Origin of the sequence: Caldisericum sp. (assembly GCF_049967455.1) — a bacterium.
GTDB lineage: Bacteria > Caldisericota > Caldisericia > Caldisericales > Caldisericaceae > Caldisericum > Caldisericum exile_A.
The window spans coordinates 1-13804 of record NZ_JBMFSR010000027.1; the positions used below are offsets into that span (position 1 = coordinate 1).

At 34.3% G+C, this 13804-nt stretch carries 14 protein-coding genes; 11 read left to right on the forward strand and 3 right to left on the reverse strand.

Going from position 1 to position 13804, the window contains the following annotated elements:
• The first annotated feature begins 367 nt into the window (after window positions 1-367).
• From ACP5SP_RS06055 to ACP5SP_RS06090, 8 genes are all read left to right on the forward strand, one after another.
• A complete protein-coding gene (locus tag ACP5SP_RS06055; RefSeq protein WP_428076237.1) occupies window positions 368-1147 on the forward strand; it encodes a stalk domain-containing protein in 780 nt (259 codons plus the stop codon).
• A 56-nt stretch (window positions 1148-1203) separates the two neighbouring features.
• Window positions 1204-3915: a C1 family peptidase gene (locus tag ACP5SP_RS06060; RefSeq protein ID WP_428076238.1), complete on the forward strand. Its 2712-nt coding sequence runs from the start codon at window positions 1204-1206 to the stop codon at window positions 3913-3915.
• Between the two features lie 516 nt (window positions 3916-4431).
• Complete coding sequence (locus ACP5SP_RS06065) at window positions 4432-6183, forward strand: alginate lyase family protein (protein ID WP_428076250.1); 1752 nt, start codon at window positions 4432-4434, stop codon at window positions 6181-6183.
• Window positions 6161-7387, forward strand: a complete 1227-nt coding sequence (locus ACP5SP_RS06070; protein ID WP_428076239.1) for a glycosyltransferase family 4 protein — start codon at window positions 6161-6163, stop codon at window positions 7385-7387. Before ACP5SP_RS06065 ends, ACP5SP_RS06070 begins: the two co-directional genes overlap by 23 nt.
• Window positions 7388-7392: 5 nt before the next feature.
• Entirely contained in the window at window positions 7393-7995 is a 603-nt protein-coding gene (locus ACP5SP_RS06075; RefSeq protein ID WP_428076240.1) for a sugar transferase, read from the forward strand.
• Window positions 7992-8624, forward strand: coding sequence for an acetyltransferase (locus ACP5SP_RS06080; RefSeq protein WP_428076241.1), 633 nt, complete (start codon window positions 7992-7994; stop codon window positions 8622-8624). The genes ACP5SP_RS06075 and ACP5SP_RS06080 overlap by 4 nt, the downstream gene beginning before the upstream one ends.
• Window positions 8621-9754, forward strand: coding sequence for a DegT/DnrJ/EryC1/StrS family aminotransferase (locus tag ACP5SP_RS06085; RefSeq protein ID WP_428076242.1), 1134 nt, complete (start codon window positions 8621-8623; stop codon window positions 9752-9754). The genes ACP5SP_RS06080 and ACP5SP_RS06085 overlap by 4 nt, the downstream gene beginning before the upstream one ends.
• Window positions 9751-11625: a polysaccharide biosynthesis protein gene (locus tag ACP5SP_RS06090; RefSeq protein WP_428076243.1), complete on the forward strand. Its 1875-nt coding sequence runs from the start codon at window positions 9751-9753 to the stop codon at window positions 11623-11625. The genes ACP5SP_RS06085 and ACP5SP_RS06090 overlap by 4 nt, the downstream gene beginning before the upstream one ends.
• A gap of 183 nt (window positions 11626-11808) precedes the next feature.
• On the opposite strand, the gene ACP5SP_RS06095 is transcribed toward ACP5SP_RS06090, so the two are convergent.
• Genes ACP5SP_RS06095 through ACP5SP_RS06105 form a run of 3 tightly spaced genes read right to left on the reverse strand, consistent with a single transcriptional unit; the run spans window position 11809 to window position 12484 of the window.
• On the reverse strand, window positions 11809-12054 hold the full coding sequence (locus ACP5SP_RS06095; RefSeq protein ID WP_428076244.1) for a type II toxin-antitoxin system HicA family toxin: 246 nt from the start codon (window positions 12052-12054) through the stop codon (window positions 11809-11811).
• Entirely contained in the window at window positions 12051-12257 is a 207-nt protein-coding gene (locus ACP5SP_RS06100) for a 2-oxoisovalerate dehydrogenase (RefSeq protein WP_428076245.1), read from the reverse strand. The genes ACP5SP_RS06095 and ACP5SP_RS06100 overlap by 4 nt, the downstream gene beginning before the upstream one ends.
• Window positions 12258-12262: 5 nt before the next feature.
• On the reverse strand, window positions 12263-12484 hold the full coding sequence (locus tag ACP5SP_RS06105) for a type II toxin-antitoxin system HicB family antitoxin (RefSeq protein ID WP_428076246.1): 222 nt from the start codon (window positions 12482-12484) through the stop codon (window positions 12263-12265).
• Window positions 12485-12793: 309 nt separating this feature from the next.
• On the opposite strand from ACP5SP_RS06105, the gene ACP5SP_RS06110 reads away from it, so the two are divergent.
• The 3 genes from ACP5SP_RS06110 to ACP5SP_RS06120 all read left to right on the forward strand — a co-directional run.
• Window positions 12794-13093 (forward strand): nucleotidyltransferase family protein, encoded by a 300-nt coding sequence (locus tag ACP5SP_RS06110; protein WP_428076247.1) that lies wholly within the window; start codon window positions 12794-12796, stop codon window positions 13091-13093.
• On the forward strand, window positions 13090-13440 hold the full coding sequence (locus tag ACP5SP_RS06115) for a HepT-like ribonuclease domain-containing protein (RefSeq protein ID WP_428076248.1): 351 nt from the start codon (window positions 13090-13092) through the stop codon (window positions 13438-13440). The genes ACP5SP_RS06110 and ACP5SP_RS06115 overlap by 4 nt, the downstream gene beginning before the upstream one ends.
• On the forward strand, window positions 13437-13804 hold a 368-nt coding region (locus ACP5SP_RS06120), incomplete at its 3' end, for an SDR family NAD(P)-dependent oxidoreductase (protein ID WP_428076249.1). The genes ACP5SP_RS06115 and ACP5SP_RS06120, both read left to right, overlap by 4 nt.

Sequence of the window (13804 nt, forward strand, 5' to 3'; positions counted from 1 at the left end):
GGAGGTATAATCTAACGAATAATTTTAACGAAAAACGTTAACATACTTGACAAAATTTTAATTTGCATATATAATAATTGAAAAAGGAGTAAATTTAAATTAGTTATGGTTAGAGGTAATTTTAAAACGATCTGTGTTGTAAAATTTTCGTTTTGTGTTAAGAACATTTTTTGTATGTCTAAAAACTTTATTCCATCTAACAACCATAGTTTCAATCAAACTTTTGATTTAGAAGATTCTAACCAAGGAAATTACTTTTTGCAACAATGCTTTTATGGTAAACTCTTTTATGCAAAGCCAATTATTTTAGAAAACAATCAATTTTATATAACTTGTAAAACGAATTAAGAAAGGAGGTGATAATCTTTTGAAGAAAATTGTTTTAATTTTGTTTTTGGCTCTTTGCCAAGTTTTTAACTTATTTGGTATTTGGCAAGTTAAGGCTACCGAATTAGGAAATCCTATTGCTAATGGGTTCAAAATCACTCTTTGGATTTCAAAGCCAATTTTTACAATTAATGGTGAAACACGATCCTTTGATTTCCCCGTTTTTGTTGAGAATGGCAGGGCTTTTATACAGGTTAGACCTTTTGTCGAATCAATTAGTGGTAATGTGGAATGGTATACGGAAGAGAAAAAGGTATCTATTTTATTTAATTCTACCAAAATTGAACTACTCATAAACAAACCTATTGCAAAAGTTAATGAATTAGAAGTTCCTTTGGATCCAACAAATACTAAAATCGTCCCTAAGATCATAAATGGAAGAACTGTAGTTCCTCTAAGATTTCTAGCAGAATCCCTCGGGTTTATGGTTAACTGGAACGATACCGATAAATCGATAGAACTGGATTATATGGCTAACCTAATTAGTATTAATGTGGGAGAAACCTATACAATTTCACTTGAAGAGAATGCTTCTGCAGGTTATACATGGCACTACAAAATAAACGATCCTTCTATAATTGCAGTGGAGAAGGATTATTATACCCCTCCATCAAGCACTAAACCTGGTGCTCCTCAAAAACACAACTTTGTAATAAAAGGACTAAAACCGGGCACAACCCAAATATTGTTTATGTATTATAGAAGCTTTGAACCTAATAAAATAGAAAAAACAGTTATGTATGAATTTACTGTTAAATGAACCTATAAAAAATTTTGTTATTATTAAAAAATTAATATAAAAAGAAGGGAGGAAACATGAAGAAACTTATTGCTTTTTTGTTAGTTTTTGTGTTGGTGCTGTCTTATGTGAACCTTGTGCCATTTAACATTGGCAAAGTTCAAAAGGAAGTTGTAGAGGCATCAAGCACGAATTCTGAAAGTTCTACAACTCACCATGCAATGGGATGTATTCCTTCACCTGTTAAAGCTTGGCCAAGAATTAACGCTTCTAAATTAGAGCAGGATCTTTTGGCAAAAGGAATTTCTCCAACTGCATTACCTGCTTCAGTTGATTTATCGACAGGACTTCCTCCTGTTGGTGATCAAAAGCGGCAGGGCAGTTGTACTGCCTGGGCAACAGGCTACTATTACAAGACTTTTCAGGAGGGTAAAGAGCAAGGGTGGAATTTATCTTTTCCAAATCACCAGTTTTCACCTGCCTTTATTTACAACCAGATAAATGGTGGGAGAGACTATGGGTCAACTATTTCTGATGCACTTAATCTCTTAGTTAATAAGGGTTGCGATACTCTTGCAGTATTCCCGTATAATCCTGATGATTACACAACACAACCAACAGCTTCACAGCTTCAACTTGCACTGCCTTTCAAGGCTAAAAGTTATGCAAATATATTTCAAGGACAAGGAAATTGTACTGATACAACTATTACTACATTAAAGCAGTGGCTTGCAAATGGTGATATGTTTGTAATTGCCATACCTGTTTATCCTGAATTTGATTCTGCTCCAAGCGATCCTTCTTATGTTATTCCCCCTCATAATCCAAGTGACACCCCAAGGGGTTATCATGCGCTTGCTGTTGTTGGTTATAATGATAACTTATATTATACAGACGCCTCAAATGGTAAGCATTACGGTGCATTTAAAATTGTCAATTCCTGGGGAACAGACTATGGCTACGGTGGTTTTGTTAATCTAAGCTACGATTTCTTTAAAGTTGATGTAGTCGAAGCATGGACTATGGTTGATGATACTACTCCTCAAGGATTTACATTAGGAGTTTCCCCACTTAAACAAGAAGTAATGCCTGGTGGAAGTGCAACTTTTACTATTATGGTTGATAAATTAAGCGGCTTTACGGGAAATGTTTCTCTTTCGGTTTCTAACCTTCCTTCAGGCGTATCATATACATTAAGTCAAAGTTCTGTAACACCACCAGCTAATGTTACTCTTACCCTTAATGTTAGTTCTTCAGTTGCATCTAGTACTTATCCTTTTACAATTTCTGCAACTTCTGGTTCAACAACCTATACTTTAAACGCAAGTTTAGTTGTTACTGGAAGTAGTGGTCTTTTAATCCATGTTAAAAACCAATTGGGAAATCCAGCAGTTAATACCCGTATTGAAGTGTTAGATTCGAATAATTACTTGAAGGGATATGGCTATACTGATGATACTGGGTCTCTCTACCTTAGTAATATTTCCTCTGGGACTTATAAAATTTTTGTGTTTTCTGAAAGTGATCATTTTGGCCTTATAAAAAGTAATATTACTGCTCCAGGAGAATATACCTTCGATACAACAAATACTCAGCATATTACAGTAAATACAAAGAAAAAAGATGGAAGTGCTCTTGAAGGCTATATATGGATGGTTGATCCATCTTCGAAAAATCCCCTTGAACTTGGTTTTACTAACGGTTCGATTTCCTGTGACATCACACCTGGGACTTACACTGCGATGATTACAAGTTTGAGCAGTTATTATCTACTTACACTACCAAATATAACAATTGATTCAAGTACAACCCAAGTGACTCTTGATGCTTCCACAATGCAAACAGGAAGTATAACATTTACACAACATGGGTTTGATGGGGCGTATGTTTATGCGTGGGGTTCATATTGCGGTTGGGCTTTCGGCTTTAATGTTACTTCACAGAAAACTATAATTTTCAGTGCTGATACATATGATTTGTCATTAGGGGGATTTATTTATCCAGAGGATGGTTCAAGCTGGGGCTATTGGTTTGATGTTGGATATCCTACAGTATCAAACAATTCTAATCTAACTATTGATTTTGGTGGGAATTTATCCATTTCAACTCAACCAAGTAAGACCTTCTATTATCAAGGAGAACAAGTAAGTCTATCTAATAAGGTCTCTGATGCTTACGGGAATAGATTAACGTGGATATATGAGTATCTCCCAACTTCCTCAGTTAATTTTTCGGCACCTCTTATGGAAGGAGAGGTGGTGCCAGGATTTTATGCTTCCTTTGGTCCTCTTGTAAAAGTTATTGGGCCTGATTCACATGTTTATTACCAAAGTAGTGATATATCAAACTTTTCCAGCACTGATTTCACTGCTTTAAGTGATTGGCCATTAGGGACATATACAGTTAATATTTCTCTTTACACAGGCCCATATCAGGGAACAGTAACAGGGACGAGTACATTCTTAGTTACATCTCCCCCCACCGTTCACCTTACCTACCCCAATGGTGGTGAAACCCTAACAGCAGGTTCAACAATTAATGTCACCTGGACTGTTTCAGGAGATCTTACAAATATCAGCCGTATCTCTGTTAACTATACTACAGATAACGGTGCAACATGGAAGTCTGCCTTCTCAGTCTCCTCAGGCTTCTCCTCTTCTATGTCAAACTCCTGGACTGTACCAAATGTCTCTTCCACTCAGTGTAAACTAAGGATCGGTTTAGTGAGGATTGACAATTCAATTTCAGTTGACTACTCAGATAATGTATTTACAATAAAAGCTCAATAATTTTGGCTCTCTTTAGAACTAATTTTTTAGAAAGGGCAGGATTTACCTGCCCTTTATTATTTCAAATCCTACTTTATTTAGAAAAGTTATCCTAAAATTGATTTTTACTTTGACTTATTTAGTTGATTCTATATAATTTAATGAAAGGTTTTATTGTAAGTTAACAAGTAAATATAGAAAAGAGCAGAAAGGGAGGTATTTATTATCAATTTCAAGAAAGTTATTAATCTGATTGAGGAAATAAAGTTACTTGGTTTTAGAGGTTCCATATTCAGGTTTTATTATGAATTTAGCTTAAGAACAGGGATAAAAGAAATATTTTCTATAAAAAAAATTAAATTTAAACCAAGAATTAGCTTAAATGAATGGCGTAAAAACAAGCCTAAATGTTTTTTCCCATCATTTAATGAAGCAAATTTAATCCTTAGTTCAATTTTAGACAAAGAGAATAAAATTAATATAATAAGAATAGCCGAAGAGTCAATTAAGGGTAATATTCTTTGCTTTTCAAGATGGATTGGAGATTATGGGAATCCTATAGATTGGCATTATAACCCAAAAAAGAATGTATCCTGGCCAAAAGATATACATTGGTCGAAAGTTATGAAATTTGAAAAGGTTTGTGGCGATATCAAGTTAACATGGGAAGTTAATAGGTTTCCTCATCTTTATTACCTTGTTAGAGCGTATATAATTACTAAAAACAGTAAATATGTAAAAGCATTTTTGGAGCAACTAAAACATTGGGAAACATCTAATCTATATGATTATGGTGTAAATTGGTTCAGTGGGCAAGAACTTGCAATAAGAGTTCTTTCATGGATATATGCTCTTTATATGATGGGAGACGATAACAATTTCAAAGAAGATGATTTTCAAAGGCTGTTGAAACTTATATATCTTCATGCCTTGCATATAGAAAAAAACATTAGCTATGCATATTATGCGGTTTATAATAATCATTTGATTGGTGAGGCTTTAGCACTTTATATAGTTGGTACTCTTTTTCCATACTTTAGTGAGTCAATTAGGTGGAAGAAAAGAGGAAAGGCAATTTTAGAAAGCGAGAAATGTTTAGGGCAATTTTATAAAGATGGAGGCTATTGTCAGCTGTCATTTAATTATCAGAGATTGGCGCTTCATTATTATCTTTGGGCGCTAAGAATTGCAGAATTAAATGGAGATAGTTTTAATGAAGAAATATTTGATATAATGGATAGATCTGCGAAATTTTTATACTCGTTTGTGAATCTTGAAGACGGAAGATTACCTAATTGGGGTTCTAATGATGGTGCTTTATTGAATCCCTGGACTTCTTGTGATTATTCGGACTACAGGCCTTTAATTAATTCTTTGAGCTACATTACAAGAAAAAAGCGAGCTTTTCAAGGAGGTCCTTGGGATGAAGAGCTTTTTTGGTTTTTCGGAAAGGATTCACTCAATAGTGACTTTGAGCCTTATGAATTAAAGTCACGTAGTTTTCAAATAACAGGGTTACATGTGTTAAGGGCAAATGAAGGGACTTTTGCAACGCTCAGGTGTGGTGATATTTTTGATAGATTTGGTCAGGCAGACGAGCTTCACACAGATGTTTGGTGGAAAGGTTTAAATATTGCTATTGATGGTGGTTCCTATCTATATAACGATGAGCTCCAATATCATAAATATTTTATGGGTACATCTTCTCACAATACTGTAGTTGTAAACGGTGAGGACCAAATGCTTCTGTTTAGAAGATTTAAGTGGCTATATTTGACAAAAGCTAAACTTTTAAATTTTTCTGAAAAGTATGTCATCGGTGAACATTATGGATATAAAAGACTTAATGAAGGCATTATACACAGAAGAGAAGTGCAAATTATAAATAGCGAAGAGTTTTTAATACTCGATCAGTTAACTCAGAAGAAAAACGTTTTTGTTAACTATGATTTGCATTGGTTGCTAAATGATTTTGAATTTAGAATTGAACAAATTGATAGAAATATTTCTAAAGTTACACTTTTCACTCCTAAAGGGAAGTATTATATTTTTTTTAGTTCTGACATTGGATGCAAATTAGTTATAAATAGAGCGGTGGAAGATAACAAAAATCCTGATGGTTGGCAATCTCGTTATTACGGAGAAAAGATACCAGCACTAAGTCTGCATTTTATATGTAGTTCTAAAAAAGGAGTTAAATTTTTTACTTTTTTTACAGCTAAAGAGAAAAATTATTTTCATTTGAAAGAGGTTATTGGAGGAGAAAATGCATTTGCTCTTGATCCATGAAATTTTTACAACTCCCGATGAAGGTGGGGGAACGAGACATTACGAATTAGCAAAATATCTTATACAGTATGGGCATAAGGTTTCTGTTATAGCAAGTGATGTTGACTACCTTTCTGGTAAGAAGAGGATGAAAAAGAGCGAAATAAAAGAAGGCATTGAAATTATTTATGCATCAACATTTTCTTCAGTGCATAAAAGTTTTTTTACAAGAGGTTTGGCATTTTTGTATTTTTCTTTTTCTTCATTCTTCGAAGCCTTGAAAGTTCATCATTTTGATATTGTTATAGGAACCTCACCACCACTTTTTCAAGCAATAACTTCTTTGGTAATTGCAAAATTTAAAAGAAAAAAATTTGTGTATGAAGTAAGAGACTTGTGGATTGATTTTGCAAATGAGCTTGGCGTTGTTAGAAACGAGTTTATTTTGAAATTATTAAAGAAACTCGAGAACTTGCTCTACAGAGAAGCAGATCTTATAATTATTAACTCACCAGGTTTTTTGTCTTATATTCCAACTTTTATTCCAAAAGAGAAAGTGATTTTGATACCAAATGGAGTAGATACTGAGTGCTTTAGCAATTCAGTTGAAAAGGATAAAGAATTGAGTTTAAGATTAGGACTTTCTGACAAGTTTGTCGTTATGTATACAGGAAATCTGGGTATTGCAAATGACTTAGATACCATTTTAGAGACTGCTAATCTGCTAAAAGATGTTAGAGATATTCGTTTTGTTTTAGTTGGAGGTGGAATAAGAAAAGATGAAATTAAGAAGCGGATCGATATTGAGGGTATAGAAAACGTAATATTGCTTGAGCCAGTTTCTAAAAGGGAGATTCCGAAAGTTATTTCGCTTGCAGATGTTTGTCTTGCGACAATTAAGAATACTCCCTTATTACAAATTGTTTATCCCAACAAGGTATTTGACTATATGGCTTCGGGTAAGCCAACTATAGTGACAATTAGCGGGGTAATAAAAGATGTAATAGAGGAATCAAACGGTGGAGTTTATGTTCCACCGGGAAGCCCTGAAAAATTAAAAGAAGCAATACTTTATTATTATTCTAATAAAGAACTTGTTGTTTTGCATGGAAGAAATGCTAAAAGTTATGTTAAAGAGCATTTCGAACGAAAAGTAATAGCTAAACAGCTTGAGATTGCTCTTTTGCAATTAATTGAGAAACAGGATAAAATATCAAATAGGTAAGAACTATGGTAGCGAAGGATATTTTTGATAGAATTGTTTCATTTGTGGCTTTAGTGGTCTTTTTGCCTCTTTTTCTGGTAACTGCAATACTCATTAAACTTGATTCAAAAGGACCTGTATTTTTTCTTCAGGAGCGTGTTGGGAAAGATGGGAAAATTTTTAGAGTTTTTAAATTTAGGACAATGACAACAGATGCGCCTGAAAAAACCAAAGGAAAGTATATAGACAAGGATAACCCATATGTGACAAGAGTTGGAAAAATTTTGAGAAGAACTGGTATTGATGAGCTACCGCAGTTAATAAACGTCCTCAAAGGAGAAATGAGTTTAGTTGGTCCAAGACCTACATTACCATATCAGGTTGCAAAATACAACGACTTTCAGAAAAAGAGGCTTCTAATGAAACCAGGTATTACAAGCTGGGCCTTGATACACGGAAGAAATAAACTCACCTGGGATGAACGCATAAAATATGATGTTTGGTATGTAGAAAACTGGTCTTTTTGGCTTGACTTAAAGATTCTTTTTAAAACTGTTTGGGTTGTTGCAACTGGCGAGGGGTTGTATGCTAACAGAGAAACAGATGACATTGCAAGGGTAGATCAATGAAAAAACTTTATATTATTGGTGCAGGTGGACACGGACAAGTTGTTTCTGATTGTGCAAAAGCAGGTGGATTTGAAATTGGTGGCTTTCTTGATGATAACAAGGACCTTTGGGGGAAAGTTGTAAATGGTATTGAGGTTCTGGGCGGTATTGGGCTTGTAAAAAAATTGGATGGGATATTTGTTGTAGCAATTGGAGATAATTTTGCAAGAAAAAAAGTAGTTGAAAGACTAAATCTCGGAATAAAATCATTTGCTACGATTATTCATCCATCTGCAATTATAGGGAGTGATGTTGATATTGGTTATGGCACAATGATAGTAGGAGAGGTTGTTATTAATACCCATACAAAAGTTGGTAATCATGTAATTGTTAATACTATGGCATCTTTAGACCACCACAATGTTGTTGAAGATTATGTCCATGTTGCACCTGGAGTGCATACAGGAGGAAGTGTTTTTATCGGTGAAGGGACTCTTTTAGGTATTGGTTCATCAATTATTCCTGGAATTAAAATCGGTAAATGGGCAGTGATCGGTGCAGGAAGCGTAGTTATAAGAGATGTGCCAGATTATGCAACTGTAGTGGGTAATCCTGGAAAGGTCATCAAAATAAAAGGAGTTGATTTATGATGAATATACCTTTATCAAAGCCTTGGATAACCGAGGATGATATTAAGGAAGTTGCAGAGGTTTTAAAGACACCCAATTTGAGCTTGGGGCCAAAACTTCTTGAATTTGAGAATATGCTTTTACGGGTTTCAGGAAGAAAATTCGCGGTTGCCGTAAATAGTGGCACATCTGCACTTCATCTTATAATAAGGTCTCTTGGGATTAAAGACGGCGACGAAGTTATAACAACGCCATTTAGTTTTATTGCATCATCTAATTGTATTCTTTTTGAAAGGGCAAAACCTGTTTTTGTTGATATTGATCCAAATACTTATAACATAAATCCAGAACTTATAGAAGAGAAAATAACTGATAAAACCAAGGCAATCCTTGCTGTTGATGTTTTTGGGCAACCTGCTTCTTGGGACAGATTGATTGAAATTGCCAAAAAGTACAATTTGTATTTAATAGAAGATTCTGCTGAAGCAATTGGGTCGGAATACAAAGGAAAACCTGCGGGCAGTTTTGGCGTTGCTTCAGTGTTTGCATTCTATCCGAATAAACAAATCACAACTGGTGAAGGTGGAGTTGTTTTAACAGACGATGAACAGATTTATAAACTTTCAAAAAGTATGAGAAATCAAGGAAGAGGCGAAGAAGAAACCTGGCTCTATCATACACGACTTGGTTATAATTATAGAATCTCTGATATAAACTGTGCGTTAGGCATATCTCAATTAAATCGACTTAATAAGATTATAGAAATGAGAGATACTGTAGCTAAAATGTATTCTCAAAAACTTTCTGAAGTTGAGGAGGTTATAACTCCATACATAAGTCCTGATACTACAAGAATGAGCTGGTTTGTTTATGTTATAAGACTCAAAGATAAATTTTACGGTAAAGACAGGAATATAATTATCGAAAGCCTCGGCAGAAGAGGCATACAAACTAGAAATTATTTTGAAGCTATTCATCTTGAGCCTTTTTATGCTGAGCAATTTGGGTTTAAGGAAGGAGATTTTCCTGTTACTGAGTTTGTAGCTGATAGAACTATTGCACTTCCGTTTTATACTACAATGACTGAAGGGGAAGTCGATTATGTGATCAAAAATTTAAAAGAAGTTATTTATGAGGTGAAGCACTCTTGAGAAAATTTTTTAGTAGAGTTTTTAGAAACAGGGCTGTTTTGGAAAGTGCTGTTGCTAAACTTATGCTCGATATTATTTTATATAATATTTCTACATTTATTGCTGTACTTATTAGGTTTGATTTTACTTTAAGAGCCTCTTATCTACATATTGATGATCACTTTGGAATTTTGGAAAACTTGTTTTTTGTGATTTTTAATATTGCTTTTGGTTTACCTTTCCAGAGTTTTGAATTTACGAGTGTTAAAGAAATAACGGATGTCTTCATTGCTATTGCATTCTCTAAATTGTTAGCGTTTCCGTTTGGTTATATTCTTGGCGTAAGACAAAACTTTTCAAGAGGAGCTTATTTTATTTCCTTTTTGGTTGCTTTTTTGTTGTTGTCCATAGGAAGGCTATCTTACAGAGTTTTCTATGAGAAAAGAAGAAAATTTGGCAACAAATCGAATAAAAGAGAAAAAAATGTTTTAATTATTGGAGCAGGAGATGCTGGGGAAAAATTGTTAAGGGAGATTCTTTCACATCCTGAACTCAATTATAGGGTTATAGGTTTTCTTGATGACGATCCAAGGAAGAAAAGAACAACAATTCACGGATACCCTGTTATTGCCGAAATAAATAGACTTCCATATGTAATTGATAAGTATGCGGTGGATGTTGTAATTTTTGCAATTCCTACAGCCTCAAAAGAACTTTTAAAGAAAGTGGTATCTTTATCGTCAAGTAAAAATGTGGAAATAAAAACTCTGCCTGCTATCTGGGAGATTGTCTCCGGGAGAGTAACCATCCAAGATGTTAAAAATGTTGAACTTGAGGACTTATTGCCACGTGCTTCAATAAGAATGAATCTTGAACCTGTGCGTAATTATTTGAATGGGAAAACTGTTCTTATAACAGGAGCAGGTGGATCTATTGGCTCAGAAATAGTAAGACAAGTTGTTGATTTTGGACCAAAAGCTATCATTCTTTTGGGACGAGGCGAAAACAGGATTTTTGATATTGAAAGAGAGTTAATCGAAAATAAAAGTTTTGATAGGGTTATTCCTGTTATTTGTGATATAAGAAACAGAGAAAAGGTTTACAAGGTGTTTGAAGAATATAAACCTGAAGTTATTTTTCATACTGCAGCGCATAAACATGTGCCATTAATGGAAAAAAATCCAGATGAAGCGATATTAAACAATGTTTTTGGAACTAAAAATCTGCTTGATGCTGCTTTACGGTTTAAAGTTGACAGATTTATAAATATTTCAACAGATAAGGCAGTAAATCCTATAAACATTATGGGTGCCTCAAAGAGGGTTACAGAAATGTTACTCCAATATTATTCAAACGATGGAAATGAAACAAAATTTGCAAGTGTTAGATTCGGAAATGTCCTTGGAAGTACGGGAAGCGTGATAGAGGTTTTCAAGAAGCAGATCAAGGAAACAGGTGTATTAACAATAACAGACCCACAAATGGAAAGGTATTTTATGCTCATTCCTGAGGCAGTTCAACTTGTTCTTCAAGCGGCTGCTTTAGGCAAAAATGGAGAAATTTTCGTTTTAAAAATGGGAGATCCTGTTAATGTTTTAGATTTTGCAAAGCACTTTATAAAACTTTCTGGGTTTGAGTTAGACAAAGATATTCAAATTAAGATTATCGGAAATCGTGGTGGAGAAAAGTTAAAAGAAGAACTTTGGAGTGAAAGGGAGAAAGTTTCGAAAACTCAAAATCCTTATATCTTAAGGATTGTGGAGAATAGCAATTTGCAAAGCGAAGAAGATTTCTTTGCAAAACTTGATATGCTTGAAAAAGCTGCTTTAAAATTTGACACGGAAGAAATTAAATCTTTACTTAAAGAAATAATTTCAGAGCACAAAGTTTAATCTTGTATTGGAGGTATTATGAGAATTTTAGTGACAGGAGGAGCGGGTTTTATTGGTTTATTCATCTTGAATATGTCCCACCCAGGAAAGGTGAGATTTAGGTTTTGAACTAAAGTACTTGCCCTTCGATAGCATAAGGGAGAGAATTGAGCAGTATATAAGATTCTACAAATTAGGTGATATCTATCCAAACAGTTTTTCTATAAGTTCGGCTTTTGAGATTTCAAGAACATTGCTTAATTCATTTACAATTGAATTGAGAGTGCCTATTTTAATGGGATTGTGTGCGGGTATTGTTATATGGTGCGTCTTCTCTCCAATTTTAGCAGTAAGTCTTATGTGACCTCCACTTTGACGGGAAACTTCATAGCCAATTCTTTCAAGAGATTTTATTAAATCTTTGTATCCAATGTCCCTTGGCGTTTTCATATAGTCAGAACTTCATCTTTTACAAAGTGGATTCTTATTATTTTTGGCAAATCCTCAAGCTCGAAGTGGCATTTTACAGCATCTTTTATAGCCTCTTTTATTTCTTTAATTGTTTCTCCTTCAGTAAATATTGATTCTCCAAGGGCTCTTGCAGTGTATCCACCATCAGAACTTTCTTCGACAATAAAAAATAACTCTATCATATCCATCACCTCAGATTATTATACTCTAATGTTCCGTCTTCTGTTGGTATCTCTTCTCCGTGTGCCTGTAAACTTTCTATATAAAGTTCAATGGCTTCCTTTGCCATATTTATTGCTTCTTCTATTGTGGCACCATAAGTTACACAACCGGGCAAAGATGGAACTGTTGCGGTATAGCCGCCTTCAGGTTCCTTCCTAAGTGAGATTTTGTATCTTAATAATTTCATCTATTTTTTATCACCTCTCTTCGAAATAATACCTTAAAGGAAAAATATTGCAAGTGCGTAAGTTACCTTACCAAAGACTACTGTACCTGCTTGTTCAGGGGGGTTGTGACAATGAAGTCGTCAGCGAAAAATAGATTTAATTTTTTTAATATGAACGTTATGATGTAGGTGAAAAGCGTGGATGCCTTAAGGCAAATGTGGCATTTGCACTGAAAAGAAAAGATCTCAGAGAGATAAATTAAAAAAATATTTGGAAGAAATATTGAAAACGGAGGTTGTTAAAAATTATTGATGCTGTATAATTAAAATATGAAAAATATAAGCTTAGAAACGATTAAGTCAAAGATTAAAAACGATAAAAGTTTTCTTGAATATAAATTCAAAGTCAAGGCATTAGAACTTTTTGGTTCTTTTGTACGGGGCGAGAATACACCCAATAGTGACCTTGATATACTTGTAGATTTCAAAGAAGATATAGACCTCTTTACGTTTGTAGAACTTGAAGATTATTTGAGTAATCTTCTTGGTGTAAAAGTGGATTTAGTTTCTAAAAGGGCACTGAAGCCAGGTATTAAAGAAAACGTTTTGAAAGAAGCAATACAGGTATGAAGAAAGATTATCGTTTGTATATTGATGACATAGTGAATAGCTCTAAAAATATTTTAGAATATACAAAAGGACTCAATCTTGACGAATTTGCTAAAGATAAGAAAACCGTAGATGCAGTAATAAGAAATCTTGAGATTATTGGTGAAGCATCCAAGCATATTCCTGAAGATTTAAAAGAAAAGTATCCGAGAATCCCATGGCATGCTATATCTGGAATGAGAAATAAAGTAATTCACGAGTACTTTGGAGTTGATTACGGCATTATATGGAAGACTGTCACTGAGAAAATACCCAATTTGGTAAAAGAACTGGTGGGAATTATAGAAGAAACAGAGGAGGGTAAATGAAAATTCTTGTTACAGGTGGAGCAGGGTTTATTGGATCAAATCTGGTTGATGCCCTTATTAAGGAAGGGCATAAGGTTGCAGCTGTTGATAACCTTTCAACCGGAAAAGAGGACAACTTAAATCCTCAGGCTCAATTCTACAATACTGATATTACTGATGTCGAAGCACTTGAGAATGTGTTTGAGAACGTGAGGCCTGAGGTTATCTTTCATACAGCTGCTCAGATTGATGTGCGCAAGTCCGTTGATGACCCTGCATTTGATGCAGAAACGAATGTAATAGGTTCGGTGAACATTTTTAAACTTGCCGTTAATTATGGAGTAAGAAGAATAGTTTTCTCTTCAACTGGTGGCGCTCTTTATGG

Coding starts and splice junctions, on each gene's coding strand:
- ACP5SP_RS06105 (WP_428076246.1), bottom strand. CDS start 12,484: ATGAAATTATTAAGATACAAAATCTCACTTAGGAAGGAACCTGAAGGC.
- ACP5SP_RS06075 (WP_428076240.1), top strand. CDS start 7,393: ATGGTAGCGAAGGATATTTTTGATAGAATTGTTTCATTTGTGGCTTTA.
- ACP5SP_RS06095 (WP_428076244.1), bottom strand. CDS start 12,054: ATGAAAACGCCAAGGGACATTGGATACAAAGATTTAATAAAATCTCTT.
- ACP5SP_RS06100 (WP_428076245.1), bottom strand. CDS start 12,257: ATGATAGAGTTATTTTTTATTGTCGAAGAAAGTTCTGATGGTGGATAC.
- ACP5SP_RS06115 (WP_428076248.1), top strand. CDS start 13,090: ATGAAGAAAGATTATCGTTTGTATATTGATGACATAGTGAATAGCTCT.
- ACP5SP_RS06085 (WP_428076242.1), top strand. CDS start 8,621: ATGATGAATATACCTTTATCAAAGCCTTGGATAACCGAGGATGATATT.
- ACP5SP_RS06060 (WP_428076238.1), top strand. CDS start 1,204: ATGAAGAAACTTATTGCTTTTTTGTTAGTTTTTGTGTTGGTGCTGTCT.
- ACP5SP_RS06070 (WP_428076239.1), top strand. CDS start 6,161: ATGCATTTGCTCTTGATCCATGAAATTTTTACAACTCCCGATGAAGGT.
- ACP5SP_RS06110 (WP_428076247.1), top strand. CDS start 12,794: ATGAAAAATATAAGCTTAGAAACGATTAAGTCAAAGATTAAAAACGAT.
- ACP5SP_RS06080 (WP_428076241.1), top strand. CDS start 7,992: ATGAAAAAACTTTATATTATTGGTGCAGGTGGACACGGACAAGTTGTT.